The sequence below is a fragment of the Pseudomonas izuensis genome, assembly GCF_002356535.2.
Classification (GTDB): domain Bacteria; phylum Pseudomonadota; class Gammaproteobacteria; order Pseudomonadales; family Pseudomonadaceae; genus Aquipseudomonas; species Aquipseudomonas izuensis.
The window spans coordinates 2297961-2323631 of the sequence record NZ_AP017423.2; the positions used below are offsets into that span (position 1 = coordinate 2297961).

The 25671-nt window shown below is 61.4% G+C and carries 26 protein-coding genes; 15 read left to right on the plus strand and 11 right to left on the minus strand.

All coding sequences use genetic code 11. The features are described 5' to 3' along the window. Positions 1-9: 9 nt before the first annotated feature. The 5 genes from LAB08_RS10385 (at position 10) to LAB08_RS10405 (ending at position 5515) form a co-directional block, all read left to right on the plus strand. Entirely contained in the window at positions 10-1338 is a 1329-nt protein-coding gene (locus LAB08_RS10385; RefSeq protein WP_096512295.1) for an NAD(P)/FAD-dependent oxidoreductase, read from the plus strand. Next, positions 1335-1700, plus strand: a complete 366-nt coding sequence (locus tag LAB08_RS10390) for an ethanolamine utilization protein EutQ (protein ID WP_096512294.1) — start codon at positions 1335-1337, stop codon at positions 1698-1700. Before LAB08_RS10385 ends, LAB08_RS10390 begins: the two co-directional genes overlap by 4 nt. Before the next feature lie 60 nt (positions 1701-1760). Further along, positions 1761-2987: an MFS transporter gene (locus LAB08_RS10395; protein ID WP_172901618.1), complete on the plus strand. Its 1227-nt coding sequence runs from the start codon at positions 1761-1763 to the stop codon at positions 2985-2987. Positions 2988-3272: 285 nt separating this feature from the next. Next, positions 3273-4955 (plus strand): BCCT family transporter, encoded by a 1683-nt coding sequence (locus LAB08_RS10400; RefSeq protein ID WP_254007513.1) that lies wholly within the window; start codon positions 3273-3275, stop codon positions 4953-4955. 287 nt (positions 4956-5242) lie between these two features. Beyond that, positions 5243-5515 (plus strand): DUF2790 domain-containing protein, encoded by a 273-nt coding sequence (locus tag LAB08_RS10405; RefSeq protein WP_172901617.1) that lies wholly within the window; start codon positions 5243-5245, stop codon positions 5513-5515. Positions 5516-5559: 44 nt separating this feature from the next. On the opposite strand, the gene LAB08_RS10410 is transcribed toward LAB08_RS10405, so the two are convergent. The 5 genes from LAB08_RS10410 to LAB08_RS10430 form a co-directional block, all read right to left on the minus strand. Further along, a complete protein-coding gene (locus LAB08_RS10410; RefSeq protein WP_096512293.1) occupies positions 5560-6489 on the minus strand; it encodes a LysR family transcriptional regulator in 930 nt (309 codons plus the stop codon). A 109-nt stretch (positions 6490-6598) separates the two neighbouring features. Further along, entirely contained in the window at positions 6599-7549 is a 951-nt protein-coding gene (locus tag LAB08_RS10415) for an aldo/keto reductase (protein WP_096512292.1), read from the minus strand. A 128-nt stretch (positions 7550-7677) separates the two neighbouring features. Then, positions 7678-9144 (minus strand): efflux transporter outer membrane subunit, encoded by a 1467-nt coding sequence (locus LAB08_RS10420; RefSeq protein ID WP_096512291.1) that lies wholly within the window; start codon positions 9142-9144, stop codon positions 7678-7680. Between the two features lie 18 nt (positions 9145-9162). Continuing rightward, entirely contained in the window at positions 9163-10641 is a 1479-nt protein-coding gene (locus tag LAB08_RS10425; RefSeq protein WP_096512290.1) for a DHA2 family efflux MFS transporter permease subunit, read from the minus strand. Between the two features lie 2 nt (positions 10642-10643). Beyond that, positions 10644-11759: an HlyD family secretion protein gene (locus LAB08_RS10430; protein ID WP_096512289.1), complete on the minus strand. Its 1116-nt coding sequence runs from the start codon at positions 11757-11759 to the stop codon at positions 10644-10646. Between the two features lie 212 nt (positions 11760-11971). Between LAB08_RS10430 and LAB08_RS10435 the strand changes: the two genes are divergently transcribed. Then, positions 11972-12598 carry a TetR/AcrR family transcriptional regulator gene (locus tag LAB08_RS10435; RefSeq protein WP_096512288.1) on the plus strand — a complete coding sequence of 209 codons (627 nt, stop codon included), beginning with the start codon at positions 11972-11974 and terminating at the stop codon, positions 12596-12598. A gap of 7 nt (positions 12599-12605) precedes the next feature. Continuing rightward, positions 12606-13115, plus strand: coding sequence for a G/U mismatch-specific DNA glycosylase (gene mug, locus LAB08_RS10440; RefSeq protein WP_096512287.1), 510 nt, complete (start codon positions 12606-12608; stop codon positions 13113-13115). Here mug and LAB08_RS10445 read toward each other — a convergent pair. The 6 genes from LAB08_RS10445 to LAB08_RS10470 form a co-directional block, all read right to left on the minus strand. Beyond that, positions 13109-13630 (minus strand): cytochrome C, encoded by a 522-nt coding sequence (locus tag LAB08_RS10445; RefSeq protein ID WP_096512286.1) that lies wholly within the window; start codon positions 13628-13630, stop codon positions 13109-13111. The genes mug and LAB08_RS10445 overlap by 7 nt on opposite strands. A gap of 169 nt (positions 13631-13799) precedes the next feature. Then, on the minus strand, positions 13800-14321 hold the full coding sequence (locus LAB08_RS10450; protein WP_096512285.1) for a methylamine dehydrogenase light chain: 522 nt from the start codon (positions 14319-14321) through the stop codon (positions 13800-13802). Between the two features lie 18 nt (positions 14322-14339). Continuing rightward, positions 14340-14975: a methylamine dehydrogenase accessory protein MauD gene (gene mauD / locus LAB08_RS10455; RefSeq protein ID WP_096512284.1), complete on the minus strand. Its 636-nt coding sequence runs from the start codon at positions 14973-14975 to the stop codon at positions 14340-14342. A gap of 5 nt (positions 14976-14980) precedes the next feature. Further along, on the minus strand, positions 14981-15520 hold the full coding sequence (locus LAB08_RS10460) for a MauE/DoxX family redox-associated membrane protein (protein WP_096512283.1): 540 nt from the start codon (positions 15518-15520) through the stop codon (positions 14981-14983). A 13-nt stretch (positions 15521-15533) separates the two neighbouring features. Further along, on the minus strand, positions 15534-16682 hold the full coding sequence (locus tag LAB08_RS10465) for an amine dehydrogenase large subunit (protein ID WP_096512282.1): 1149 nt from the start codon (positions 16680-16682) through the stop codon (positions 15534-15536). Between the two features lie 271 nt (positions 16683-16953). Next, entirely contained in the window at positions 16954-18426 is a 1473-nt protein-coding gene (locus LAB08_RS10470; protein WP_096512281.1) for a sensor histidine kinase, read from the minus strand. A gap of 358 nt (positions 18427-18784) precedes the next feature. On the opposite strand from LAB08_RS10470, the gene LAB08_RS10475 reads away from it, so the two are divergent. The 8 genes from LAB08_RS10475 to LAB08_RS10510 all read left to right on the plus strand — a co-directional run bounded on the left by LAB08_RS10475 (position 18785) and on the right by LAB08_RS10510 (position 25630). Then, the gene (locus tag LAB08_RS10475) at positions 18785-19948 is read left to right on the plus strand and encodes an acyl-CoA dehydrogenase family protein (RefSeq protein ID WP_096512279.1); all 1164 of its coding nucleotides are present in this window, start codon (positions 18785-18787) and stop codon (positions 19946-19948) included. Positions 19949-19979: 31 nt separating this feature from the next. Beyond that, the gene (locus tag LAB08_RS10480; RefSeq protein ID WP_096512278.1) at positions 19980-20351 is read left to right on the plus strand and encodes a hypothetical protein; all 372 of its coding nucleotides are present in this window, start codon (positions 19980-19982) and stop codon (positions 20349-20351) included. Between the two features lie 3 nt (positions 20352-20354). Then, on the plus strand, positions 20355-20840 hold the full coding sequence (locus LAB08_RS10485) for a nuclear transport factor 2 family protein (RefSeq protein ID WP_096512277.1): 486 nt from the start codon (positions 20355-20357) through the stop codon (positions 20838-20840). Continuing rightward, complete coding sequence (locus LAB08_RS10490) at positions 20837-21958, plus strand: amidase (RefSeq protein ID WP_096512276.1); 1122 nt, start codon at positions 20837-20839, stop codon at positions 21956-21958. The genes LAB08_RS10485 and LAB08_RS10490 overlap by 4 nt, the downstream gene beginning before the upstream one ends. 50 nt (positions 21959-22008) lie before the next feature. After that, entirely contained in the window at positions 22009-23292 is a 1284-nt protein-coding gene (locus LAB08_RS10495; RefSeq protein ID WP_096512275.1) for an aromatic ring-hydroxylating oxygenase subunit alpha, read from the plus strand. Beyond that, positions 23289-23789, plus strand: coding sequence for an aromatic-ring-hydroxylating dioxygenase subunit beta (locus LAB08_RS10500; RefSeq protein ID WP_096512274.1), 501 nt, complete (start codon positions 23289-23291; stop codon positions 23787-23789). Before LAB08_RS10495 ends, LAB08_RS10500 begins: the two co-directional genes overlap by 4 nt. Positions 23790-23799: 10 nt before the next feature. Then, positions 23800-24540, plus strand: a complete 741-nt coding sequence (locus LAB08_RS10505; protein WP_096512273.1) for an SDR family NAD(P)-dependent oxidoreductase — start codon at positions 23800-23802, stop codon at positions 24538-24540. A 139-nt stretch (positions 24541-24679) separates the two neighbouring features. Further along, entirely contained in the window at positions 24680-25630 is a 951-nt protein-coding gene (locus tag LAB08_RS10510; protein ID WP_096512272.1) for a PDR/VanB family oxidoreductase, read from the plus strand. Positions 25631-25671: the final 41 nt, after the last annotated feature.

Sequence of the window (25671 nt, forward strand, 5' to 3'; positions counted from 1 at the left end):
GCCGCAATCATGAAAAATTCGATCAATTTGCCGTATGACGATGCGAGCTGCGGCTGGCACGCAGCCCTGCCCGAACAACCGGCGTGCAAGCGCTTGTCCGGCGAGCAGCGGGCCGACTACGCGGTGGTGGGGGCAGGCTTTGCCGGCCTGGCCGCAGCCCGTCGCCTGGCCCAGCATCACCCCGAAGCGCGGATCATTCTGGTGGACGCGCAACGGGTCGCCCATGGCGCCTCGGGGCGCAACTCGGGGTTTGTGATTGACCTGCCGCACAAGTTCGCGCTGGAACATCCGGACCCGGCGCACAAGCAACGCTTGCTGTCGCTCAACCGTGCGGCCATTTCGCAGTTGCAGGGCCTGGTGCAAAGCCATGACATCGATTGCCAGTGGTCACATGCCGGCAAGTACCAAGGGGCGGTCGGCCCGCGCGGCCTGGCTTACCTGGACCACTTCGAACGGCTGATGAGCGATCTGGGCGAGCCCTTTCGCCGGGTTGATCCCAAAGAGCTGGCCGGCGTACTGGGCACGTCACATTACAGCGGCGCGATCTACACCCCGGGTTGCTACCTGATGCAGCCGGCGGCATTGGTCACTGGCCTGGCCCGCACCTTGCCAAGCAACGTCGAGTTGCTGCAAGAGTCGCCGATCCAGCGCCTGGAGCGCGACGGTCGCGGCGGCTGGATTCTGCATGGCAGCAACGGCGTGATCCGCACTCCGCAACTGTTGTTGGGCACCAGCATTTTCACCCAGGAGTTCGGCTACCTGCGCAACCGCCTGCTGCCGGTGATGACCTTCGCCAGCTGGACCCGTCCGCTGACCGATGCCGAGTTGGCCACCTACGGCGGTCAATTGGACTGGGGCCTGACCCCGGCGGACCACGCCGGTACGACGGTGCGCATGACCCAGGACCGTCGGCTGATTATCCGCAACACCTACAAGCACGTGCCCAAGTACGGTCGCAGCACCAGCGACGGCATGCGCTTGAAGGTTCGAGCGTCGCACCGCAAGGCCTTCAAGGCGCGGTTCCCGCAACTGGCCGACGTGCCGTTCAGCCATACCTGGGGCGGGGTGTATGCGATCTCGCGTAACTTCACCAACTTCTTCGGCGAGCTGGAGCCAGGCGTCCATGCGTCCGCCTGCGACAACGGTGTGGGTGCGGCCTGGGGCACGATTTCCGGCACCTTGCTGGCGGATCTTGCGGTGGGCGCGGACTCGGCGCAGTTGAACGACATTCGTGCGGTGACCGGCATGCCGTCGCTCAATCCACCGGAGCCTTTCCTTGGCCTCGGTGTGCGTTCGCGCATTCACCTGGCGGCGTGGAACAGCCGGAGCGAGTTATGAGTGCACCGGAAAAAAAGCGCGTGCTGCGCATCGACCACCAGGATCTGGACTTCAACTTGCGCGGCGGCCCGCCCGGCGCCGCTTATGTGGCCCGGGCCCTGAGCAATGAAATCTCGCCGAACATCGGCGTCGGCTTTGCCCGCTGGGAAGGCGCGCAAGTGGCCTGGACGGTGCTGTATGACGAAGTGATTTTCGTGATCGAAGGCTGCTTTGAATTGCAGGTCGGCGATGAGCTGTACCAGGTCACGCCGGGCCAGTTGCTGTGGATTCCCGAAGGAACCGAGTTGGTGTACGGCGGGCATGCGTTGTTCGGCTATGTGGTGCATCCGGGCAACTGGAAAGCGCTCCACGGTTTGGCCTGAACCTACGACCTGAGGCTGAACGCCTCGGGTTTCGCTTCCTCATTTTTGGGAATCAGCACCGTGTTTGGACTGACGAAGACGTTCGGCGCGCTCTATTTGGCCAGCTTGCTGATGCAGCTGGGATCGACCTTGCTGATGACCTGGCTGGCACTGCGCCTCAATGGATCGGGGGCGGCGGAAACGGCGGGCGGTGCGTTGATGGCCGCCAATGCCCTGGGCATGGTGTTGGGCGGGTGGGTCGGGCGCAGCCTGATCGCGCAGGTCGGGCACATTCGAACCTATGCGGCCTGCGCTGGCGTCATTGCCGCGGCGGTATTGGCCCATGAGTTCAGCATGTCGCTGCCGTTGTGGCTGGTGCTGCGGGCGTTGGTCGGGATGGCGATGATGTGCCAGTTGATGGTGATCGAGAGCTGGCTCAACGACCGGGCCAGGACTGAACAGCGCGGCGGTGTCCTGGCGTTGTACATGGTTGCCAGTTACGTCGGCATGATGCTCGGCCAACTGGCCTTGAGTCTCGATGAAGGGTTGGGCATCCGTGCGCTGCTCGCGGTGGCCATGGTGTTCGCCCTCTGTTCGGTGCCGGTGGCGCTGACCCGAAGCGCGCACCCCACAGCGGTGCCGGCGGCATCCATTGACCTGCGATTGTTTCTGCGGCGGATTCCGCAGTCGCTGGTGACCATTCTGGTGTCCGGGATGATTAATGGAAGCTTCTACGGACTGGCCGCGATCTATGCCAGCAAGCAGGGGCTGGGCACGGCGCAGGTCGGTCAGTTCATGGCATTGACCATCGGTGCCGGGTTGTTGGCGCAGTTGCCGTTGGGCTGGCTCTCGGATCGCTTGCCCCGCGCCAGCCTGATCCGCGCCGTGGCAGTGTTGCTGATCGTCGTCAGCCTGCCGCTGGCGTTCGATCAAGCCCCTTCGTTTGCCACCTTGCTGTGGTTTGGCGCGGGCATCGGCTTCCTGCAGTTCTGCCTTTATCCGTTAGGGGTGGCACTGGCCAATGACAAGATGGAGCCGCCGTTGCGCGTATCGCTCTCCGGCATGCTGTTGATCACCTTCGGCGTCGGCGCCTGTATCGGGCCGTTGATCGCGGGTGCGCTGATGGAATATCTCGGGGCCCCGAGTTTCTACTTTTTCTACGCCGGCAGCGCACTGATGCTTGCGCTGTTCGTGGGTCAGAAAAAAATCTCCGGCAAGCACCTGCAAAAGGATGCGCCGCTTCATCACCCGGTGACACCCAACGGGATGGCCAGCTGTAGGAGCGAGCTTGCTCGCGATGGTCGTTAACGATAACGAGGGCTGTCTGTAGGACCGCGTTGTCTGGGCGTTTTTCGCGAGCAAGTTCGCTCCTACAAGGTTGCAGCTGGTTTTATTAATGCGTTTTTCTCATGAGTCGGTGACTAAAAATGGTTTGAGCGGTGGTCAGGTTTCAATCATCTTGGCGATGCTGCCAAAACCGAGATAGTCCGGAATAACCTGCGGATAAAGCGCTCTGGTGTCATTCGATACCCGGCGGCAAACATCCTGCGGAACAGTAACTACACCCTTAAACAAAAACAAAAGGGGAAAACAATGCGTGCGCAATCCGGCATGTTGAAAGGCTTGAATCCGAATGTGACAGTCGCTTCCATATTGGCGGTGGTCACCTTTGTTCTGTTTTGTGCCTTTAAAGATGAACAGGCATCCAAGGCCTTTGAAATGGCTTCGGTGTTTATCCTGCATAACTTCAAGTGGTATTACATCGCCCTGATCAGCGGCGTGCTTGGTGTACTGCTTTATATCTCCATCAGCCGTTTCGGCAATCTTAAACTGGGCGCCGAACATGACCGGCCCGAGTTCAGTTTCGCCTCATGGATTGCGATGCTGTTCAGTGCCGGGATGGGCATCGGCCTGATTTTCTGGTCGGTGGCCGAACCCATGCTGCATTACGCCGACAACCCGTTCTCCAAGGGTTTGACGGATGAGTCCGCCACCCTGGCCATGCGTATCACGCTGTTCCATTGGGGTCTGCATCCGTGGGCGATCTTCTCCATGATCGGCCTGAGCCTCGCTTATTTTGCCTACCGTAAAGGCTTGCCACTGGCACTGCGCTCGCTGCTGTATCCGTTGATTGGCGACCGTATTTATGGATGGATCGGGCATGTTGTCGACATCATGGGTGTTGTTATTACCGCCTTCGGTGTTTCCCAGTCTTTGGGGCTGGGTGTTGTTCAGATCAACACCGGGTTACATCAAGTATTCGGTATTCCGGTGAGTGTCGGGTTGCAGTTGTCGATTATTCTGTTTGTCAGTGTTGTGGCCTGTATCTCGCTACTTGCCGGACTGTCGAAAGGCATGAAGCGTATCTCCACCCTCAATATGTATTTGTCCTTCATATTGATGTTGGCGGTGCTTGCCATTGGTCCGACTCGCTACATTCTCAATCTGATGTTTGAGTCTACCGGCGACTATGTGCAAAACATCGTCGGCCTGAGTTTCTGGATGGACACGCAGAAAGACACCGAATGGCAAAACTGGTGGACCGCGTTCTACTGGCCGTGGTGGATGACCTGGGGGCCTTTCGTGGGGTTGTTCATTGCGCGCATCTCCAAGGGCCGCACCATCCGCGAACTGGTGATCGGGGCGCTGGTAGTGCCGACCCTGGTGACCATTCTGTGGATGTCCGTATTCGGTGGCGCGGCGCTGAAGAATGAACAACTTGACCGACAGGCTTACCAGGCGTCCGTCGCGACTCAAGGCGTGACTCAAGAGCAGCCGAAGTTCGAAGGCGGCACGGTACTGCTGGCCACCAAGAAAGAAACCACCGCTGCCATGTTCACGTTGCTGCAATCGCTCGATGGCAAAGCCATTGGCGCCGCACTCTCGATTCTGGTCTGCGTCCTGCTCGGTGTGCACTTTGTCACCACGGCGGACGCCGGAACCCAGGTGTTGTGCACCTTGTGTGCATTGGGCAGCACCAATCCGCCGAACTGGATCAGGTTGCTGTGGTGCATTCTGGAGGGGGCCATTGCGGCGGGGCTGTTGTTGGCCGGCGGGTTGAAAGCCATTCAGATGGCGAGCATTGCGGCGGGGTTGCCGATTGCCATGTTGCTGCTGGTGATGTCGTACACACTGATTCATAGCTTGCGCAAGGAAATGCCGAGCGTGCCGGCGTGGACGCCTGCGCTGGATGGATTGGCGGGGCAGGGTGAGCGTCGCGGGAGTGAATCGGTTGTGGTCAAGGCGGGTTCGCTTACTGCGGCACAGGCTTATTGATCGAAAGCTGTAATGGTGCCTTTTGTGGGAGCGAGCCTGCTCGCGAATGCGGTGTGTCATTCAGCATCAATGTTGACTGGCATGCCCTTTTCGCGAGCAGGCTCGCTCCCACATCTGTACTGGGCGCATCTGCACGATCGGAAGCTTGCATTCCTCCTTGTTTTGGCAACAGTGTTTATCCCGCCCGGCGCTGTTTACCCCCGACCCAAACCCCTAGCATCGTCTCTACCGAATGAACCTGCGCAAGCGGTTCACAAGGCCCAAACTCCAACGAGACGGTGAATACCATGAACATTTCAAAAATTGCGATTGTTCTCGCGCTCAGTTGTATCGGCGCACAAGCCTTTGCCGAAGAAAGCCAGGCCAAGGCACCCGCCAACAAAACACCGATCGAGACCTACACCTACGGCTCGAACCTGGACATCAAGAAGGTCATTACCGTCAGCGATGTACCAAACGAATGCGGGCCGGTCCCGGCGCAAATGACTTATGAAGACTCTCGGGGTCAACGCCATGTCCTGCAGTATCAGGTGCTGGGCAGCGGATGTTCGAACGGTTGAGTGCTGTGCGGACGGTGGAGGGTCGACACTCCATCCCGAACGGTTTATGACGAACGAGCGATTTTTTCATCGGCAGCCAGCAACCCGGGAATGTAGTCCTTGAGAAACTCCACCCAGGTTTTTATTTTTGCATCGACGAATTTTCGTGACGGATAGATCGCAAACAAATTCAGCTCTTCAAAATGATACTCGGGCAGTACCCGCACTAACGTTCCCGCCTTGAGGCCGGCAACGGCAGAGGCGAGTGGCTGAATCCCGACCCCCATGCCACGGGTGATGGCGGTGGTCATGGCATCGGCGGTGTTGACGTGAAATGGCGATGCCGGGGTGCTGACAGTCTCCATGCCTTCGGGCCCTTCGAACACCCAGTGTTCAGCCGGCATGACGGTGTTCACCAGTCTCAGGCAATCATGTGCACCCAACGAGCCCGGCGTGTCGGGTATTCCGCGTTTCTCAAGATACGTCGGCGAAGCACAGAGAATGCTATAGGTGATGCCGAGCCGCTGGGCGACGAATCCAGAGTCGGGCAGGTCTCGCGCCAATACGATCGACACGTCATAGCCTTCTTCTAGCAGGTCGGGCAGCCGATTGGTCAGGGTCAAATCGAACAAGACCGAGGGATGCGTCTCTCGGTAACTGGCGATGGCATCGATCACGTAATGATTGCCGATGGCCGACATTGCGTGAATCTTCAAGCGGCCAACAGGGTTGACCTGCGCCGTACCCGCTTCCTCTTCCGCTTCGCGCACCTCCTCCAGAATTTTCTCGCAACGCTGCAAATAGCGTACACCCGCCTCGGTCAAGGCCAGGCGCCGGGTCGTGCGGTTGATCAGGCGTGTCTGCAGCCTGCTCTCCAGGCTCGACACGGCTTTGGACACGTTGGTCGTGGAGGTGTCCAGCAGATCGGCTGCGGCCGTGAAGCTGCCGCTCTGGGCGACCGCCATGAAAAAACGCATGGTCTGGAAAACATCCATCGGTGTCACCTCAGTGGGTCAGTCAAAAATTATAAGGGGTTGGCCGGCACAATGATTCGCCAGGCCAAAAAAAGAGCGGCTGTGTAAAGAGCCGCTCCGGTTTCAGGTATCACTTTTGCTGGGGAATGAATACGGGGACACCGGTTTCAACCACCGAGTTGAAGCGCACCCGGGTGCTGATGTCCTGGCGGATCTCCTGCATGGCGCGGTGGGGCAAGGTCGAAATGTCCCGGTTTTCCTGAATGTGGCTCAGGGTGGCCGAGGTGGTCAGGAACGCCACGCCGCGTTGCACCGACCAGGCCAGGGCGACTTGTGCCGGGGTCTTTTGCAAGCGTCGGGCGATGCCGGTGATCACCGGTTCTTCCAGCACGTTCGGTGCCATGCCATGCCCGAGGGGGGCAAAGGCCACGACGATGATTCCGTGCTGCCGGCAAAATTCGAGCAGTTCCCATTCCGGCAGGTAAGGGTGGGATTCGATTTGCACCACGGCAGGTTTGATCCGCGCCACGGCCACGATGTCTTTCAGCGCCTCAAGAGTGATGTCGGACAAGCCGATGGACCGGCAGCGGCCTTCATCCACCAGGCCTTCGAGTGCACGCCAGGTTTCGATCAACGTCACGCCCGAGTCATAGAGGACATGGCCGAACACGTCCCGGGGGTACAGATCGTCTCCGGGTTGAAAGGCGAACGGAGTGTGGATCAGGTAGCAATCGATGTAATCCACCTGGAGGCGTCGGCAACTGGCTTCGAAGGCTGGCAACACCCGCTCCGGACGATGGTTCGTGTTCCACAGTTTGGTGGTGATGAACACCTCTTCGCGCCGTGCCTTGCCCGCTTCGATAAACGCGTGCAGGGCAATGCCAACCTGTTCTTCATTGCGGAAACGCTCGGCACAATCGAAATGACGGTAGCCGTTTTGCAATGCGTGGGTGACCACCTCGGTGGTCACAGCAGGATTCTCGAACAACGTGCCGAAGCCAACGGCGGGCAAATTCCCCGAGCCGTTGTTCAGCGTAAATCGGGTGTCGGCAAGTTCATCGAAGATCGGTTCGTAGGACATGTCTGGATTCCACTCAGGTTCTGAAAAGCCTCTGTAGCAGCGAGCTCTGCTCGCGATGGTCGTCAACGATGACGCCGGTTCTCTGAAAGAACGCGGCGCTCGTGAGTCCATCGCGAGCAGGCTCGCTCCTACAATGGGTTGCGTGTTTCGCGACTGGCCACTTGTTGATCGAACACCCCGACCGAATTCCCGCCCAGCGCCACGAACAACTGCACCGTGTCGAGATACCGTGAGGTCTTCACCCGGATGTAGCCCAGCAACGCCTGCTGATAAGCCCGTTCAGCCTCCAGCACCTGAAGGATGCTGTTTTCACCCTGGGCATAGGCCTGCTGGTTCAGGCGCGAACTGGTCTCGGCAGCGCGCAATGCGTCTTCCTGAGCCCGGAATTCCTCGGCGTCATGGTTGATGGCCTGCAATGTGTCGGCGACCTGGCCGAACGAGCTGATGACGGTCTGCTGGTAGCCGGCCAGCGTTGCGTTGTAACCCTCGACGGCAGCCTGACGTTCGGCCTTGAGCGTGCCGCCGTTGAAGATTGGCCCGGTGATCCCCGCCGCGAAGCCCCAGAGCGCCGCGCCGCCATTGCCGGAAGCGGCCTGGAGCAGCGACGCCGACAGCGTCACCTTCGGATAGAGATTGGCGGTTGCCACGCCCACGGCGGCGCTGGCGATATGCAGCTCGGCCTCGGCTTGCTGCACGTCCGGCCGGGAGTGGGCCATCTCCGAGGGCAGGCTAACAGGCACATTGGCCGGCAAGGTGAAGTCGGCCAAGTCGAACGGCGGGGGGATCCAGTCCGCCGGACCTTTGCCGGTCAGGATCGACAGCGCATGGCTCGCTGCATCACGCTGCTGGGCCAGTGGCGGCAACAGGGTGCGGTCCTGGGCCAGTCGCGTTTCGGCCAGCGACACGTCGATCTGCGTGGTGGTGCCATTGATATGCGCGGCACGCACCAGCTCGAGGTTCTTGCTGTCGTTGGCCAGCAGTTTGTCCACGGCCTGTATCTGCGCATTGGCCGAAGCCACCAGCAATGCCTGGCTGGCCACATCGCTGGTCAGCTTCAGGTACGCCGCGTCATAACGGCGTTTTTGCAGATCGGTAAAGGCTTGCTGTTCTTCGACCTGGCGTTTGTTGCCGCCGAACACATCCAGGTCGAAACCGACCCGTGGCCCGATTGCATAGAAGTTGTTGATCGCAGGATCCTTGGCGTTATGCGTTCGCTGACGACCGGCGGCGGCGCCGAAATCGACCTGCGGATACAGCGCGCCTTCGGCTGCGGCCACGGAGGAGGACGCCTGGCGGATGGTGGCGTCGGCGGCGACCAGTTCGAGGTTGCCGTCGATGGCACGGCGCACGACCTGATCGAGCTTGGGCGAACGAAACGCCGACCACCACTGGCCGGTGATGTGCTTGCCGAACTGGATGTGCTGCTCGCCGCTTTGGCCAAGGCGTTGCTCGGCCTGTTGGTCATAGTGCTGTGACGTGCTGTCGTCAGGGCTTTTGAAGTCCGGGCCGACGGTACAGGCAGCGAGGAACACAAACACCGACAGGGCACTGAGCTTGGCGGGGAATGGCGTTTGGAACAGATGACTGGATTTCATTTGGCACACTCCACGAAGCTAGTTAGTCGCAGCGGGTTTGCGAAGAAAGAGAACCAGCGGGCTCACGACGAGCATCGCCACCATCAGAATCTTGAACTGGTCGATCACCGCGATGAACGCGGCCTGGTGGGTGACCAAATGGTTGATCCCCTCCAGGGCCGGCAAGGACATCGACGCCGCGCCGCGATAGGGCGTGATATTGGCGCCCAGTGCCTGATGCATCGCCTGGGTGTTGTTGAAGAAGTAGATCTGCACAATCGCCACGCCCAGGGTGCTGCCATAGGCACGCAACAGGTTATAAAGGCCGGTGGCTTCCGGGCGCAGGGCGGGGGCCAGGGTGCTGAACGCGACCTTGGCCAGCGCCGCCATCGACATGCCGATACCGAACCCCTGGAGCGCGCCGGCAATCGCCACCGGCGGCCAGTCCATCAACGGTGAGTAACCGAGCATCAGCCAGTTGGCATAGATCACCAGGGCGACGCCAATGGCCACGAACAACCGGCGGTCGAAACGCTCCGGCAGACGCATCGTCAGCAGGAACGCGCCCACCATGCCCGCGCCACGCGGCAGGGTCAGGGCGCCGGTGGTGTCAGGTGGGTAGCCGAGGATTTCATCGAGCATCGGCGAGGTCAGGGCCATGGTCGACAGCAGCACGAAACCGATGGCGAAGAAGATCAGCGTCGACAGCACGTAGTTGCGATCGCGCAGCAGGCTCTTGTTGAAGAAATGCACGTTTCGCGTCATTACGTGGACGAAGAACAGATACAGCCCCAGTCCACAGGCCAGCGCTTCGATCCAGATTTCCGGCGAGTCGAACCAGTTCATGCGTTCGCCACGGTCGAGCAACATTTGCAGGCTGATCATCGCCACTGTGAAACTGGTGAAGCCAAAGAAGTCGTAGGTCGGCGCCTTGTCGGCTTTCTTCTCGGCCAGCAACAGCGCAATCACCATGAAGATGTAGGCCGACAGCGGCAAGCTGATGTAGAAGATCGGTCGCCAGTCGAAATGCTCGGCGATCCAGCCACCGATGGCCGGGCCGGTGGCAATGCCCAGCAGCACCGCCGCTGTCAGGGTGACGCCGAATTTCATGCGTTTTTCCGGTGCCAGCGTCTCCAGGGCAATCCCCATCGACAGCGGCCCCAACACACCGGCGGCCAGGCCTTGAATGATGCGGGCACCGATGAACTCCAGCGGCGTCGTGGACACCGTGGCCAGCACCAGGCCCAGCATGAACAAGGCCAATGCGGCTTGATACACCCGCTTCAAGCCAAAACGCGCGGCAAGCCACTGGGCAATCGGCAGGGTGATGGCGCTGGCCGCCAGGTACGCGGTGAAGATCCACCCGGCCTGGTCGTCGGTCATCGACAGCGAGCCTTGAATCAACCGCAGTACCGCGTTCGGCAGCGGCAGGTTGGCCGACTGCATCCAGGTCGCCAACAGAACGGCGAACCTGAGCGAGCCTGCGGCACCTGTATCTGTAGTTGTGTTGGCGTTCATCACTAGTTACCTGCGGTCAACAGCGATTTGAGCGGACTCCACCACGGCGTGCGGTGGCCTGTGTCGACTTTCACGGTGGCGCTGGTGCCTGAGAACAGCGGCAGGGAAGGGTCCATGTCATCCAGTTCGAGACGCACCGGTACCCGCTGGACCACTTTCACCCAGTTGCCGGTGGCGTTTTCCGGCGGCAGCAGGGAGAAGTCCGAGCCGGCGCCGGGGCTCATGCTGGTGATGTGGGCCTTGAACACGCGATCCGGGTAGGTGTCGATGCTGATGGTCGCTTCCTGGCCCGCACGCATGTGTGTGACCTGGGTTTCGCGGAAGTTGGCCTCGACCCAGATTTCGTGATCGGAAATCAGCGCAAAGGCGGGTGCGCCGTTATTGAGGTAGTTGCCCACCTGCAAATCGTCGACCTTGGCGACGGTGCCGTCGGCCGGTGCATAAACCGTGGCATACGAGAGGTACAACTGCGCCTCGTCCAGCTGCGCCTTGGCCTCGCGCACTGTCGGGTGGCTGTCGGCTTCGATGTTCGGGTTGCCGTTCAAGGCCACTACGGTGCTGGCGATCTGTTGTTCGATCGAGGCGATGCGCTGCCGGGAAATCTTCATGTCGGTTTCCGAGCGCTCATAAATGGCACGGGACACGAACTCGGTCGCCACCAGCGCTTTCTTGCGGCCGAATTCCTTTTGATCGAAGTCGGCGGACTCTTTGGCCGATTGCAATTCCGCCTGTTGCTGGCGGTAGCTGGCCTTGAGGCCATCGATGCGCAACCGCGCGACGCTGAGCTGGGCCTGGGCACGGTCAATGGCGATCTGCAACGGCTTGGGGTCGATGCGAAACAGCACATCGCCCTTGTGCACCTTTTGATTGTCCTCGACCGCAATGTCCACGACCTGCCCGGAAATCCTGGCGTTGATCGAGGCCTTGGCCACCCGGGCGTAGGCGTTGTCGGTGGTGACGAAGGGTTCACCCGCCACGTATTTGGTGTAGCCGATAACGGCGGCGAGGGCAGGCACGCCGAACATCAGCCATGGGCGCAGTTTTTCCTTGAACGGCTTCTTGATCCGCTCAGGGTGCTCGAAAGTCTGCGAAGCCGGGATGTCGAACTGTTTGGTCATGACGAATACACCTCAAAACGAATAATTGCTGTGAGAAAGCAAACCCGTGCGCGGTGAGGAGGGTTGCTCCGCCTCGCTTGTTTCGTCGCCGCAATACCCGGTTCGAGCTTCGCTTCAACAAACGTGAAATTCAGGAACTTCTGGTTCCTTAATTTTGTGCGATGGTGTAAGAATATCCCCGTACCCACCCTTCCACAAGGATTTTGTACGACATGGCACAAAATAAAGCTACAGAGGGCAAAGGCCGCGGCCGGCCCCGCGCCTACGACCCGCAAACCGCGCTGCTGCAAGCGCTCGATGTGTTCTGGAGCACCGGCTATTCCGGCGCGTCCCTGGACAGCATCGCCACCGCTGCGGGCATGAATCGCCCCAGCCTTTACGCCGCTTTCGGCGACAAACATGCGCTGTACATCAAGGCGCTCGAGCAGTACTGGGAGATCGCCGCCGCCGATATGCAGGCCGCGCTGATGGATAACGACCTGCCATTGCGCGAAGCATTGATACGTTTGTATGAGGGGCAGTTGTCGATCTACTTCTCTGGCGAAGGCCAGCCGCGTGGCTGCTTCGCCATCGGCACGGCGACCACCGAGGCGGTCGAGGACCCTGAGATACGCGAGGTGCTGTCAGACCGGCTCAGCCGGCTCGACGCCGATCTGGAAGTGCGCCTGCGAACGGCCAGCGAATCCGGTGAGTTGAAAGGCGATGTCGACGTTGGCGCGCTGGCCGTACTCGCCTCATCGCTGCTGCACAGCATTTCGATCCGTGCGCGGGCGGGCAAACCGCGTGAAGAACTGAGCGAGCTCGCGCGTAATGCGGTCAATGTGATCTGCGGCGGCTGAGGTCGATGTGAGCGAAGGACTCGAAGACATTCTGGCCGAACAGCTGGCGGTGATTTTTTGTGGCATCAATCCTGGGGTGATGGCTGCCGCTCAGGGCCATCATTTTGCCGGGCGTGGCAATCGCTTCTGGCGCACCCTGCATCTGGCCGGGTTTACGCCCATCGAGCTGTGTCCGGAAAATGACCGGACAATTCTGCAATATCAATGTGGCTTGACTGCCGTGGTCGAGCGACCGACGGCGCGGGCCGATCAGCTATCACAGCATGAATTCATCGCGGTGGCGGGGGATTTCGAACGCAAGATCACCCGTTATGCGCCACGCTGCGTCGCGTTTCTCGGCAAGGCGGCGTACTCGGCGCTCTCGGGGCAGCGAGAGGTGGCGTGGGGGTTACAGGCAAAAACCTTCGGCAATGCCGTCGTATGGGTCCTGCCCAACCCGAGCGGACGAAATCGCGCCTTCAGCCTTGAACAACTGGTGCACGCGTATCGCCAACTCAGGCTGATGGCCGTTCAGTAGTTCATGCCGTCGTCGATGGCGATGCCTTGCGCGCGCATTTCCTTGATCAACCCGGCACGGGTGCCGGGCAGGTTGAGCATGGTGGTGGCACGCAATGCCGTGATCTCTTCGGCGGTGTAAGGCTGGTAATGCTCGGGCATGCTCGCGCCCGCCATGCCGTCTTCGCGCATCAGCCAGTTGAGCAAGTCCGCCAGTTGCGCGTTATTCAGCGCCGACTGCGACATGCCTGGCACGCGCACGAGGAATTCGCGACCGCCGGGGACTTTCAGGAAGTTGCCGACAAAGCCCTTCATCCGTGGTGTGTCATTGGCGGCCGAACCCGTGCCGTCGCCCAAATGGCAGCCGGCGCATTGCAACTGGTAGTTCACCCCAACGCTGTAATTGGCCTGTGCGATGGGTGTTTGCGGCGATTCGTTTCCCGGTGCGTGGTGCTGGTTGGGATTGGGGATGGCCCGGGCGTGGACGAGCGGGGTGGCCAAAACGCAGATGAGGCCGAGGAAGAGCAACCGACGCATATAAACCTCTGCTGGCGATCCTTTGTAGGAGCGAGCTCTGCTCGCGATGGTCGTCAACGATAACGCGCCCCGTCTGAATGAGCGCGGCGCCCTTGCGTCCATCGCGAGCAGAGCTCGCTCCTACAGAAAAGAAAAAATGCCGGTTACCGAAGCAACCGGCAGTAACGCGTTAAACCGCCACGCCACGAATGATCGAAACGGTGCAGTGGTAGATGTGCGATTTGGCGGCCAGGCACCAGTTCACATCGTTGTTGTTGAACGGGCGGTAGGCCGGTTCTTCACTGTCGTTACGGGTGCAGGCGCACTGGGCGCAGCTTTGCTTACCGCAGCAGTCGTTGTACGAAATGATGTAGTCCTTGCCGTCGGCCGGGTTGCGGCAGGTGCCGATCCAGGTCACTTGCGAGGCCTCGGTGCCCGGTGGGCAGGAGGTCACCGAACCGCCACAGCAGCTGCACAGAAAGCCGTCGATGGAGCAGTAGCGCCAGTAGTCGCAGGTGTTCGGATCGCCTGGGTCGCCGGCTTTCGGGTCAGTGGCGGCCAGCGCCTTGCTGGTACGGTCCAGCGGCAGCAGCACGGGAAGAGCGGCACCGGCAACGATCAGCGAGCCCATGCGTGCCAGCAGTTTGCGGCGCGAAGTCGTATCGGCAACACGGCGCGAGGAGCGCTCGAACAACAGATCCAGCAGTTTCATGAAGGTCTCCCTGCCTTATCAGTGGCTATGGCCGTGGCTGTGGTCATGGTTGTGAGGGTTATGCTCTTGCGGCTGAGCGTTGAGGTACTGCTGCAAAGTGGCGTGCTTGAGGTGTTCCACTTCAAACAGGCTGTCCAGGTGCTCGCGGGAGTTCACCAGGCCTTTGGCGCGCAGGGTGCCGGACTTGTCGATCAGGGCGGCGTACGGCAGCTTGCCGATCTGGTAGGTCATGCCCACTTCCGGACCGACCACGTAGGTGGCGTCTTCCAGTTTGTGTTCGCGGATCAGCGCTTGCTGGGCGTCCATGTCGCCGTCGCTGACAAACACCACGTCGAGGGTGCCGGCCTGTTCCTTGGCGATGGATTTGATCGCCGGCAGCAGCGATTTGCAGATCGGGCAGGTCGGCGAGAGGAAGAACAGCAGTTGCGATTTTTCACCGGCATAGCCGAAGTTCACCGGGCGGCCATTACGATCGGCAGCGGTCACTTGCGGTGCGGCTTCGTTGACAGCCACGCCTTTGTCCATCATCAGCGCGCCGGCCGGGGCGAGGCGACCATGAAGCACGCCGATCTGACGCACCAGGCCCATGACGACGAACGCCACGGCCACCAGCAATACCCAGAGCAGAACATTGGAAACTATCAAGCCTTCCATTTTGATTACCTACCAATCAATTTGAGCAGAAGAGGGGAGTTCGCCAGCAGGCCATCGGCCGCGGCGTAGATGAGCAATGTGACGGCGGCGGAGGCCAGGGTCACGAAGGCATCGAACGCACTCATGTCGCGGGCAGCCGGTGCCACGCTGGCCACCAACGCCAGTGCCACCAGCGTGCTGTTGCGCAGCAGCAGGACCGGGCGCAGCGGTTGCGCCTGGTCGGGACCTGCACAGCCACAGTCGATGTCGCGACGACCGCGCCACAGGTTGATGCCGATGGCGGCGCCATACAGCGCCAACAGGCTGGCGGCGCTCAACGCCGCCCAGTGCCGGCTGACCGGCACCAGCAACGCGAAGGCAATGGCCAGTTCCAGCAGCGGAATCAGTCGGGCGACCGGGCGCACCAGCGCATCGGGCAGCAACTGATAGTCGCCAAGTTGTTTGCGAAAGCGCGCCGGCGCCCGCACCTTGTGAGTCGCGGCACTGGCCAGCAGCACCGCGATGGCGATGGCGCTGGCAATGATGAAGATCGGATCTGATTGCATGGCCGAATCTCGTTTAGTAGCTCATGACTTGAGTCGCGGTTTTCGCGACCTTGGCCATGGCGCCGGTGTGTTGGTTGGTCTTGAGATCGAAGATCTGCAAACCGCCCTCGACATCGGCGCCCAGCAACAGGGGTTTGTCGTCGCCGGTGGCCTGCATGCTCCAGATCGGGGCCGGGGCTTCCAGGGTGGCGATTTTCTTGCCGGTCTTCAGGTCGAAGGCCCAGATCAAAGTGCTTGGGTCTTCCCACTTCATCGGTTCGTGAGCGTCATGCATCAGCACGTACAAGCGGTTCAGCTTCGGCGCAACGGCCATCAGCTGCCAGCCGCCCGGTGCCCAACCGGCCTTCTTCTCTTCGTCGGTCACCAGCGACCAGCTCGGCAGGATTTTCGGCGCATCGGCGCTGAAGTCCACGGCGCGCACGGTGCCGGTGGTGGTGGTGAAGTAGTAGGTGTCGCCGACGTTGACCGCGCGCTCCACCAGTTTTTCCGCGTTCGGGTCGAAGAACGGCGTACGGCTGCGCGCGGTTTCCTTGCCTTCGTCGTTGAGGGTCACCACTTGCAGGCTGCCGTCGCCGCACAGCGAGGCGAACTTGCGCTTGCCGATCGGGTAGTTGAGCACGCAACCCGGAATCGCGATTTCCGTGGCAACGGCCTTGGTCTGGGTATCGACCACGGTCACCGAAGTCGACGGGGTGAAGTTGTAGACGTAGACAAAACGGTCATCGCCGCTGGTCTTCAGGCCGTAGCGCTGGGTCAGGGACTCGGCGCGCTTGTTCGGGATCAGCACTTCCCAGGCCGGCGACAGGGTCGAGCTGTCCCACGCGGTGAGCACGTCGGTGCGAGTACCGCGGGTGCCACGGGAGTACCAGATGTCGGCGGCGTAGATGGTCTTCTTGTCATGGCTCAGGGCCGAAGGCGCGGCAAAACCGGTCGGCACCATACCCAGCACGCGTTTCTGGTCAGGGTCGACCACGGTGATGCGACCGGCGACGAAACTGTCGAACTCGACATCGACGACGAATGCCCGGTGCGGTTCAGCGGGGAATGCCAAGGTGGTCTGGCCGATAGTGTCGGCGGGCAGGTCCGCACGGGCACTGTTCAAGCCAAGTACAAGCAGGCTCAGGCCTAGCACTGACTGTACGGAGATCCTGTTTGTTCGCATAAGGGGAACTTCCTGAATTGTTGGTAACGCGGATCGCGGGTGAGTGGGCAGATTCTGACCAGTGAATAGTGCCTCGCCCGTCCAACTCGGGAATTGCCCTGCCTGCCAAGTGTTTGTGTATCTGTGCCAGTGTCATGCCGCAGCAAAATGGCGAGGGAAAACTGTAGGAGCGAGCTTGCTCGCGATGAACCTGAGATCGCCACGGGGTGCCAGGCTTCCAGCGTCATCGTTGGCGACCATCGCGAGCAAGCTCGCTCCTACAGGGGGGGTGTCAGGAGAGGGGAAGGGAGAAGGTGAATACAGCGCCGCTCGGATCCAGGTTCTGCGCCCAGATGTCACCCCGATGCCGACCAATGATGTTCTTGCACAACGCCAGGCCAATGCCATTGCCGCTGACCTTGGACGAGAAGAAACCATCGAACAGCTTCTCCTGCGCTTCGGCCTGGATCCCACGCCCACGGTCCTCGATACGCACCAGCGCCACGCCGTTTTCAGCGCTGGCCTGGATGCGCAGCACGCGGCGTTCGAGGGGCAGGTCAGCCATTTCTTCGATCGCATTGAAGGCCAGGTTGAGGATCACCTGGCCGATCAACACCTTCTCACAGCTCACCCGCAGCGGCTCGGGTGACGGAACGATTTCGACCCGTATCAGGCTCGGATCGGCCCGCAGGCTGATGAAATATCGGGTTTCGCGCAGCAATTCATTGAGGTCGATCAACTCTTCGCTCTGCTCCAGCTTGACCACGTAATCGCGCACGCTCTTGATGATCACCGAGGCGTGCTCAATCTGTCGGACCGCGTTCTGCAAGCCCCAGGCGACGCCTTGATCGGAGTCGGCCGCGTTACCCAAACGAATCAACGCGCCTTCGATGAAATTGCGGGTAGCGGCCAACGGCTGACTGAGTTCGTGAGCAATGGCCACGGCCATTTCGCCCATGGCGTTGTAGCGTGCCAGGTATTCGATTTTTTGTTCGCTGACCCGCCGTGCCTCTTCGGCTTGCACCTGCTCGGTGACGTCGCGAAACAGTAACAAGTGGCCAATCAGGTCATCTTCGATTTCGATGAATCGGCAGGTCGCGTCATGCCAGCGCCACTCGCCATCACGCCGCTGCACTTTGTAGTGCACGCTGAACGGCAGGTGCTCGGGCGTCTCGTGGGACAGTTGCGCAAGCAGGCGCTGGTGTGAAGCGTCGTCGCACCAGTCGAGAAAATTCTTGCCGATCAGCTTGTGCACATCGCTGTTGAGCAGATGCGCGCCGGAGTCGCTGATAAACCGAATTTCACCCTCGGGACCCAATACCGCCACACCTTCGGCCAGATCCTGCATGAACGCCTTGAGCCGGCTTTCGAAGCGCTTGAGGTCGCGCTTGACCTTGTCCTCCCTGGAGATGTCGCGGAACTGCACCATCAACACATCGCGACCTTCCAGGTGCACCAGCGTCGCGACCGCCTCGGAAAGAATTTCCACCCCTTGCTTGGAGCGGTAGCACCACTCGATGGCACGCTGGCCCGTGCGCGCGGCACCCTCCAGCCAGCGCAAACCCACTGAACGCCGGTACTTGGGCGCATCGCGGGTCATGTCCGGGGCTTTGAGTGGCGTCAGTTCTTCGAGGGTAAACCCCAGTGCCGACAGCGCGGCGGCGTTGGCCCAGAGAATCTCCTTGCTATGGGCATCGTGAAGAATGATGCACAGCGGCATGGCTTCGATCAGGGTGAAAAAGTCGTTCTGTTTAGGCAAGTACATCGCGCAGCCCTTGGCGGCAGGGGGGAGTGAGCGGTGAAACCGCAAGTATGGCGTTTTATACCGGCTCGCGCCCGGGGATGCGCTCAGAGGTAACCGGGGGCGGCCTAGGGGTTTTCTTTAGCCGGGGGGCTGCACGCACCAATAGTTGCGACGGGGTGCGGTTTTTACACTGGGCCGCAATGCAAGGGTAGCCACGCCGACCCCCTGTAGGAGCGAGCCTGCTCGCGATGAACCTGAGATCGCCACGGGGTGTCAGGTTTCCCCCGTCATCGTTGACGACCATCGCGAGCAGGCTCGCTCCTACAGAGACAGCGGTGCAGTGTCACCCCACTAACAATAAGCAAAACGGAGAAAGCCCATGCTGCGTTCAGCGGTTGCGCAACAAGACGCCCTGATCGGCGTTGACGAGCCTGTCGTCGACAGCCAGGCATTCCAGCACGTGCTGGATGAAGTGCGCCAACGTCGCGATGAGTTCGACAGCGTCTCCCACGTGCCACGGGACATGATCGAGCGCTTCAAGCAGGTGGGCATCTACCGCGCCGCCACGCCGAAATGCTACGGCGGCGACGCCTTGGCGCCTGCGAAATTCCTGCAGATGATCGAGCGCATCTCCGAAGCCGACGGTTCCGCCGGCTGGGTCGCCAGCTTCGGCAGCGCCGGTGTCTATCTCGCCGCTTTGCCGCCAGAAACCCTGGCTGAAATCTACGCCGACAGCCCCGATCTGGTATTCGCCGGTGGCCTGTTCCCGTTGCAACCGGCCGAAGCCGTCGACGGTGGTTGGCAGGTCAATGGCACCTGGAAATTTGCCAGCGGCTGCAAAGGCGCTGACCTGCTCGGTGTCGGCATTGGTGCGGCGGGTGGCAAGCCTCGCACTGCGGTGTTCCGCCCGGATCAGGTGGAGATTGTCGAGAACTGGGACGTGGTCGGCCTCAAGGGCACCGGCAGCCATGACCTGCGCGTGACCGACAAACACATCGATGAGCGCTGGACCTTCATCCGTGGCGGGGCCGCGACCATCGACGAGCCACTGTTCCGTTACCCATCGATTGCCTACGCCGCGCAAGTGCTGGCCGTGGTCAACCTCGGCCTGGCCCGCGCCGCCCTCGACGAAGTCAGCCGCATGGCCAACGGCGGGGGCATCACCGGTGCGCCAAAGTTGTCCGACCGCGCCTACGTCCGCATCGAGATCGCCAAGGCTGAAGCCAAACTCAGCGCCGCCCGTGGCTTCTTCTACAACACCACCGAACAGGTGTGGAACTCGATCCTGGCGGGCAACCCGGTCACACCGGAGCAAACCAGTCTGCTGCGCCTGTCGGCGATCCATGTGTCCCAGGCCGGTGCCGCCGTGGTGCAGAGCGCCTACAGCCTGGCCGGGACCACCGCCATCTACCTGCGTCATCCGCTGCAACGCTACCTGCGCGACTCGATGGTAGTGACCCAGCACGCCTTCCTCAGCGAAGGGCTGTACGACGGCGCCGGCTCGGTGTTCCTCGGCGTGCCGCCGTTCCCTGGCTACATCTGAACTCCCGTCACTTTTGCAAGGTATCAACTCCATGTCGCAAGCCACTCAAGAACCACTGCGCGTCGTCTTCTGCATCGGCATCACCCAGAATTTTTTCGACCTGCCCACCGGCGAAGGCCTGAGCGTGTGGAAAGGCTTCAGCAAAATGATGGGCGACCTCGGTGCAATGCCCGGTATCACCGTGCTCGGCGCGATGGATGACGACCGCCTGATGGTCGGCCCGTCCACCACCTCGCCCTGGACCGTGTACATCATGGCCGACGTCGACTGCCACCAGTCGGTGATCGACGCCTGCAACCTGTTCCGCACTACGCCGGTGAACGAATACAGCCTGTGGCGCTACGCCAAGGTCGAAGCGCGGATCGGCCGCCCGCTGACCATTCCAGACGCGGCCAAGGTGTAAGCCATGAACGAGGCCTTGCTTCAGCGTCTGGCGACGCTCGAAGGGGAAAGTGCAGTACGCCGCCTGATGGCGCGCTACATGGACCTCTGCGACGTACCAAGAGCGCCGACTCACGTCAGCGAACTGGCCGAGTTGTTCTGCGTCGATGCGATCTGGGAAGGCGTGGGTCGCGAGACCGCGCAGACCTTCGGTCAGCATCGTGGACGCGAGGCCGTGGCCGCTTTCGTCGGCGGTTATCTGCCGCCGTCGGATCACTTCCAGCTGAACCTGCATTACCTCACCAGCGAGTCGATCCTGGTCGACGGCGAGACAGCGCAGGGGCAGTGGATCATGCAGCAGATTTCCACCTACGCGGATCAACGCAGCGAACTGTTCGGCACCCGTCTGAACATCGATTTTCGTTGTGTCGATGGCGTGTGGCTGATCGCGCATTTCCGCACGCAACGCTTGTTCAATACGGAACTCTCCACCTTGGAGGCACGCGCATGAGTACTTTCATCAGCGAATTTCTTCTCGGTGGTAGCGGCAAACGCGTCGCCATCAAGGATTCCATCGACATCGCCGGTCACGCCACCCAATCCGGCAGCCGGGCGTTTGCCCGTGCTTTACCAGCCCTGCGCAACGCTGAGGTGGTCGATGCGATCCTCGCAGCGGGTTGGCAAATCGTCGGCAAGACCAACATGCACGAACTGGCGTTTGGCGTCACCGGTATCAACGACTGGACCGGCACTCCGATCAACCCGCAGGCACCGGATCGGGTGCCTGGCGGTTCGTCCAGCGGTTCGGCCGCCGCCGTCGCGGCGGGGCTGGCGGACATCGCCATCGGTTCTGACACGGGTGGTTCTGTTCGGGTGCCAGCCGCCTGCTGCGGCATTGCCGGGTTGAAGCCGACCTATGGTCGCGTCAGCCGAGTAGGTGCACATCCGGCCGAATCCAGCCTCGATTGCGTGGGGCCATTTGCGGCCGACATGAATGACCTGATCGCTGCGATGCAAGTGATCTGTCCCGGTTTCCAGGCTCAGGGCTTGCCGTCGAACAACGCTTCGGTCGGCTTTCTCGACGTTGCCTGCGACGCGCATTTGCAAGCGTGCCTCGGCGCTGCCGCCGATCGTGCCGGCTGGCGCCGCACTGGTGTGCAGTTGAGTGAATTCGAAGCGGCGTTCGTCGCTGGCCTGACGGTGATCAACTTTGAAAACTGGGCCGCGTTCGGCCACCTCACCGGCCAGGGCCTGATCGGTGCGGACGTCGAGCTGCGCCTGTTGGCAGCCAGCCGTACCAGCGCTGCCGAATTGGCACAAGCCGAACAGGTCCGCACGCGCTTCAGCCAACAGGTGGATGCCGCGCTGGAGCAGTTTGAAGTGCTGCTGCTGCCGACGATGCCGAGCCTGCCACCGACGCTGGTGGAGGCCCGCAGTTCAAGCAAGGCCGTGGCTGGCATGACTCCGCTGGTACGGCCCTTCAACTTGAGCGGCCACCCGGCGCTGACGGTGCCGGTGGAAATCGATTGCGGCGGGCTGAAAGTCGGCCTGCAAATCGTCGGCCGTAAAGGTCAGGACGAAGTGGTCTGCGCCTTTGGTGCGCAACTGCAACAGAGCATGGTCGGCTGACGCCCAGGCTCTACAACGAAATCATAAAAAGAAGCCATGAGGAGAACCGCATGAGCACTCATGAATATCAGCTGATCGCAACGTCGAAAAGCCCCGAAGACCTGGTCCAGCACGACCGCGTCGACGTCTCGCTGTACAACGACCCGGCGCTGTTCGAAGCCGAGCTGGACAAGATTTTCTACCGCACCTGGGTGTGGGTTGCCCACGAAAGCGAAGTGCGTAACAGCGGCGACTTCAAGACCGCCACCATCGGTCGTCGCCCGGTGATTGTCGTGCGCGACAAGAAGAACAACATCAACGTCCTGGAAAACCGTTGCCGCCACCGTGGCGCGACCGTGTGCGAAAAGCACAAGGGCAACGCCACCGGTTTCACTTGCCCGTACCACAGTTGGTCCTACGGCCTGGACGGCAAGTTGCGCGCGCTGCCGTACCCGGACGGCTATGAAGGCATCCTGGAAAAATCCGAGCTGCCACTGACCAGCCTGCGCGTCGAAAGCTACGCCGGCATGATCTTCGCCAGCTACAACGACGACATCGAACCGCTGGAAGACTTCCTCGGCGGCGCCAAGCACTGGATGGACCTGTTCATGAAGCAGGGCGCCGGTTACCCGATCAAGACCCAGGGCGAACACAAGTTCAGCTTCAAGGGCAATTGGAAGATCCAGCTGGAAAACACCACCGACGGTTATCACTTCCCGATCGTGCACAAGTCGTTCATGTCGTCGGTGGATGAAGAAACCTCGGAAATGCTTTCGTTCATGACCGACGAGCAAGCCGTGACCCACTCCCTGGGCAACGGCCACAGCGTGATGGTGATGGTGCCTGAGCACGTCGACCTCGATCACGACGACGGCACCGAACAACTGCAAGAGCGTTTCGCTCACGTCACCGAAGAACTGGCGAAAACCATGCCAGCGGATCAAGTGCGCCGCATCGTGCGTTCGCTGCATGGCGCCGGGTTCAACCTGAACCTGTTCCCCAACGTGGCCATGTCGATGTCGTTCTTCCGCGTGCTGCGTCCGGTTTCGGTCACCGAGACGGAAATCCGTCACGTAGCCCTCGGCATGGACGGCGGCCCGGAAATCGCCAACCGCGAGCGCATGCGCATTCACGAACACTTCCAGGGCCCGTTCGGTTTCGGCAGCCCGGACGATGCCGAGGCTTGGGACCGCGTGCAGCGCGGCTCGTACGCCGGCGTCGACGCGCCAATCCTGGTTAACCGCGGCTTGAACCGCGAAATCACCGCCGAGAACGGCGACAAGGTGAGCCATGCCACCGACGAAGGCGGTATGCGCGGTGCCTACGACATGTGGAAAAGGATGATGAGCCAATGAGCAATCACGACACCCTGAACGGTTTTTCCGGCCCGCTGGCCCAGGCCATCGAATTCATCTGGCGCGAAGCCGAGCTGCTGGACCACAAGAACTACGCCGAGTGGGCGACCCTGTGGAGCGAAAGCGGCAAGTACATCGTGCCGATCGACCCGGACACCGAAGACTTCGAGGCCACTCTCAACTACGCCTACGACGACGCGCGCATGCGTGACCTGCGCATCGAACGCCTGACCGCCGGCTACTCGCCGTCGGCGGTGGACGCGGCGAAAACCATCCGCAGCGTCTCGCGTTTCCGCCTGGTGGAAGCGGCTGGCGACATCGTCGAAGTCAACTCGGCGCAGTTGCTGTACGCCTACAAGCGCGGCGTGCATACGCCGTTCGTGGCCGACCTGAACCACCGCATCCGGTTCACCGATGGTGTGCCATCGCTGGAGCGCAAAGTGGTGCGCCTGATCAACTCCACCGACAGCCTGAGCGCGCTCGGCTTCCTTTTGTGAGGGCAACATCATGAGTCGAGTAGCCCTTGTAACGGGTGCCTCTCGGGGACTGGGCGAGTGCATCGCCCGTCGTCTGCACGCGGCGGGTTATCGCGTCGGGCTGGCCGATGTGCGCCTCGAAGGCGTACGGCAACTGGCCGCCGAGCTGGATGGCAGCGGCGCCACTGCGGTCGCCATTGAGCTGGATGTGCGCAGCAAGGCCGACTTCCAGCGAGCCCGCGACCTGCTCGCCGCACACTGGGGCGGCACCGACATTCTGGTGAACAACGCCGGCGTGTCGAAAGTCGCGGCGCTGATGGACATCACGCCGGAAGAGTTCGACGAGTCGATGGCCATCAACCTGCGCGGCACCTTCGTGGCCTGCCAGGTGTTCGGCGCGCACTTCGCGGAGCGTGGCTTCGGGCGCATCGTCAACATCGCCTCGCTGGCCGGACAGAACGGCGGCACCGCCACCGGCGCGCATTACGCGGCGGCCAAGGGCGGCGTGGCGACCCTGACCAAGGTCTTCGCCCGTGAACTGGCGTCGCAAGGCGTGACGGTCAACAGCATCTCCCCGGGGCCGCTGGACTTGCCGGTGGTACGCGAAACCGTGGCCCCGGAGCGGCTGGAACAGATCCTGAAAATGATCCCGGCCGGCACCTTGGGCGATCCGGCGTTCATCGCCGACAGCGTCTTGCTGCTGATCGCCGAAAACGCCACCTCCGTCACGGGCGCGTGCCTGGACATCAATGGCGGCCTGTTCATGCGCTGAAAGCAGCCGACGCAACACCTGTAGGAGCCGGCTTGCCGGCGAAGGCGTCCGGATGGGCGAAGCAAGGCTGGAGGCCGTCTTCGCTGGCAAGCCAGCTCCTACAGAGGTGACCCAAATACAACAGAATTCAGGTGATGCAATGATGAAGGTGAAGATCGAAAGGATCGTCGACGAAGCGCTGGATATCCGCTCCTTTCGCCTCGTGCGCAGTGACGGCCAGCCGCTCGACACCTATGAGCCGGGTGCCCACGTCGACCTCACGGGCCCGACCGGTGTGACCCGCCAATATTCCCTGTGCAGCCCGCCACAGGATCGTCGTGCCTATTTGGTGGCGGTGAAAAAGGAAGCGCAATCGCGCGGCGGCTCGCTAGCGCTGCATGAGCAGGTGGAAGAGGGCATGGAGCTGGAGATGGGCGCGCCGCGCAACCTGTTCCGCCTCGATGACACGGCCACCGAACACGTGCTGTTCGCCGCCGGCATTGGCGTAACGCCGTTGCTGAGCATGGCCTATCGACTGGCGGAAAGCGGCCAGCCCTATCGCCTGCACTACTTCGCCCGTTCGGCCGAGTACGCCGCATTCACCGAACTGCTGGCAACGAATTTTGCCGACCACGTGGCGTTCCACTACGGCGTGGAGCCTGCCGACCTGGATGCCGCGCTGAGCGAGTGCCTGGACCGTGCCGGCAGCGCCGCCCACGTCTATACCTGTGGCCCGGCGCCATTCATGAACAAGGTGGTGGAAGTGGCCGCGCGCAGCCGCTCGGACGACGCCATTCACCTCGAGCATTTCGCGGCGGATCCTGCGGCCAATAGTGCGCCGGCCGGCAGTTTCGAAGTGGAACTGGCCAGCTCCGGGGTGGTGCTCCACGTTCCGGCCGATTCCAGTCTGGTTGACGTGCTGCAGGCACACGGTTGCGACATCGACACCGAGTGCCGCGAAGGCATTTGCGGCACCTGCATCGTCGAGGTGCTGGACGGCGTGCCGGAGCACCGCGACAACTGCTTGTCGAACAAGGAAAAGGCGTCCAACAAGCAGATCTGCGCCTGCGTTTCACGGGCACTTTCCGCTCGTCTGGTATTGGACATCTAAGCGTTTATACGGCTGGAAAGCCGACGCCGGAGCCTGTTGAA

Excerpts from the sequence above, each read along its gene's own strand:
- LAB08_RS10490 (WP_096512276.1), top strand. The coding sequence starts at position 20,837 with ATGAGTACTTTCATCAGCGAATTTCTTCTCGGTGGTAGCGGCAAACGC.
- LAB08_RS10415 (WP_096512292.1), bottom strand. The coding sequence starts at position 7,549 with ATGTCCTACGAACCGATCTTCGATGAACTTGCCGACACCCGATTTACG.
- LAB08_RS10510 (WP_096512272.1), top strand. The coding sequence starts at position 24,680 with ATGATGAAGGTGAAGATCGAAAGGATCGTCGACGAAGCGCTGGATATC.
- LAB08_RS10390 (WP_096512294.1), top strand. The coding sequence starts at position 1,335 with ATGAGTGCACCGGAAAAAAAGCGCGTGCTGCGCATCGACCACCAGGAT.
- LAB08_RS10385 (WP_096512295.1), top strand. The coding sequence starts at position 10 with ATGAAAAATTCGATCAATTTGCCGTATGACGATGCGAGCTGCGGCTGG.
- LAB08_RS10445 (WP_096512286.1), bottom strand. The coding sequence starts at position 13,630 with ATGCGTCGGTTGCTCTTCCTCGGCCTCATCTGCGTTTTGGCCACCCCG.
- LAB08_RS10410 (WP_096512293.1), bottom strand. The coding sequence starts at position 6,489 with ATGGATGTTTTCCAGACCATGCGTTTTTTCATGGCGGTCGCCCAGAGC.
- LAB08_RS10465 (WP_096512282.1), bottom strand. The coding sequence starts at position 16,682 with ATGCGAACAAACAGGATCTCCGTACAGTCAGTGCTAGGCCTGAGCCTG.
- LAB08_RS10485 (WP_096512277.1), top strand. The coding sequence starts at position 20,355 with ATGAACGAGGCCTTGCTTCAGCGTCTGGCGACGCTCGAAGGGGAAAGT.
- LAB08_RS10405 (WP_172901617.1), top strand. The coding sequence starts at position 5,243 with ATGAACATTTCAAAAATTGCGATTGTTCTCGCGCTCAGTTGTATCGGC.
- LAB08_RS10470 (WP_096512281.1), bottom strand. The coding sequence starts at position 18,426 with ATGTACTTGCCTAAACAGAACGACTTTTTCACCCTGATCGAAGCCATG.
- LAB08_RS10435 (WP_096512288.1), top strand. The coding sequence starts at position 11,972 with ATGGCACAAAATAAAGCTACAGAGGGCAAAGGCCGCGGCCGGCCCCGC.
- LAB08_RS10450 (WP_096512285.1), bottom strand. The coding sequence starts at position 14,321 with ATGAAACTGCTGGATCTGTTGTTCGAGCGCTCCTCGCGCCGTGTTGCC.
- LAB08_RS10495 (WP_096512275.1), top strand. The coding sequence starts at position 22,009 with ATGAGCACTCATGAATATCAGCTGATCGCAACGTCGAAAAGCCCCGAA.
- LAB08_RS10505 (WP_096512273.1), top strand. The coding sequence starts at position 23,800 with ATGAGTCGAGTAGCCCTTGTAACGGGTGCCTCTCGGGGACTGGGCGAG.
- LAB08_RS10430 (WP_096512289.1), bottom strand. The coding sequence starts at position 11,759 with ATGACCAAACAGTTCGACATCCCGGCTTCGCAGACTTTCGAGCACCCT.
- mauD (WP_096512284.1), bottom strand. The coding sequence starts at position 14,975 with ATGGAAGGCTTGATAGTTTCCAATGTTCTGCTCTGGGTATTGCTGGTG.
- LAB08_RS10400 (WP_254007513.1), top strand. The coding sequence starts at position 3,273 with ATGCGTGCGCAATCCGGCATGTTGAAAGGCTTGAATCCGAATGTGACA.
- LAB08_RS10420 (WP_096512291.1), bottom strand. The coding sequence starts at position 9,144 with ATGAAATCCAGTCATCTGTTCCAAACGCCATTCCCCGCCAAGCTCAGT.
- LAB08_RS10500 (WP_096512274.1), top strand. The coding sequence starts at position 23,289 with ATGAGCAATCACGACACCCTGAACGGTTTTTCCGGCCCGCTGGCCCAG.
- LAB08_RS10425 (WP_096512290.1), bottom strand. The coding sequence starts at position 10,641 with ATGAACGCCAACACAACTACAGATACAGGTGCCGCAGGCTCGCTCAGG.
- LAB08_RS10460 (WP_096512283.1), bottom strand. The coding sequence starts at position 15,520 with ATGCAATCAGATCCGATCTTCATCATTGCCAGCGCCATCGCCATCGCG.
- LAB08_RS10480 (WP_096512278.1), top strand. The coding sequence starts at position 19,980 with ATGTCGCAAGCCACTCAAGAACCACTGCGCGTCGTCTTCTGCATCGGC.
- LAB08_RS10475 (WP_096512279.1), top strand. The coding sequence starts at position 18,785 with ATGCTGCGTTCAGCGGTTGCGCAACAAGACGCCCTGATCGGCGTTGAC.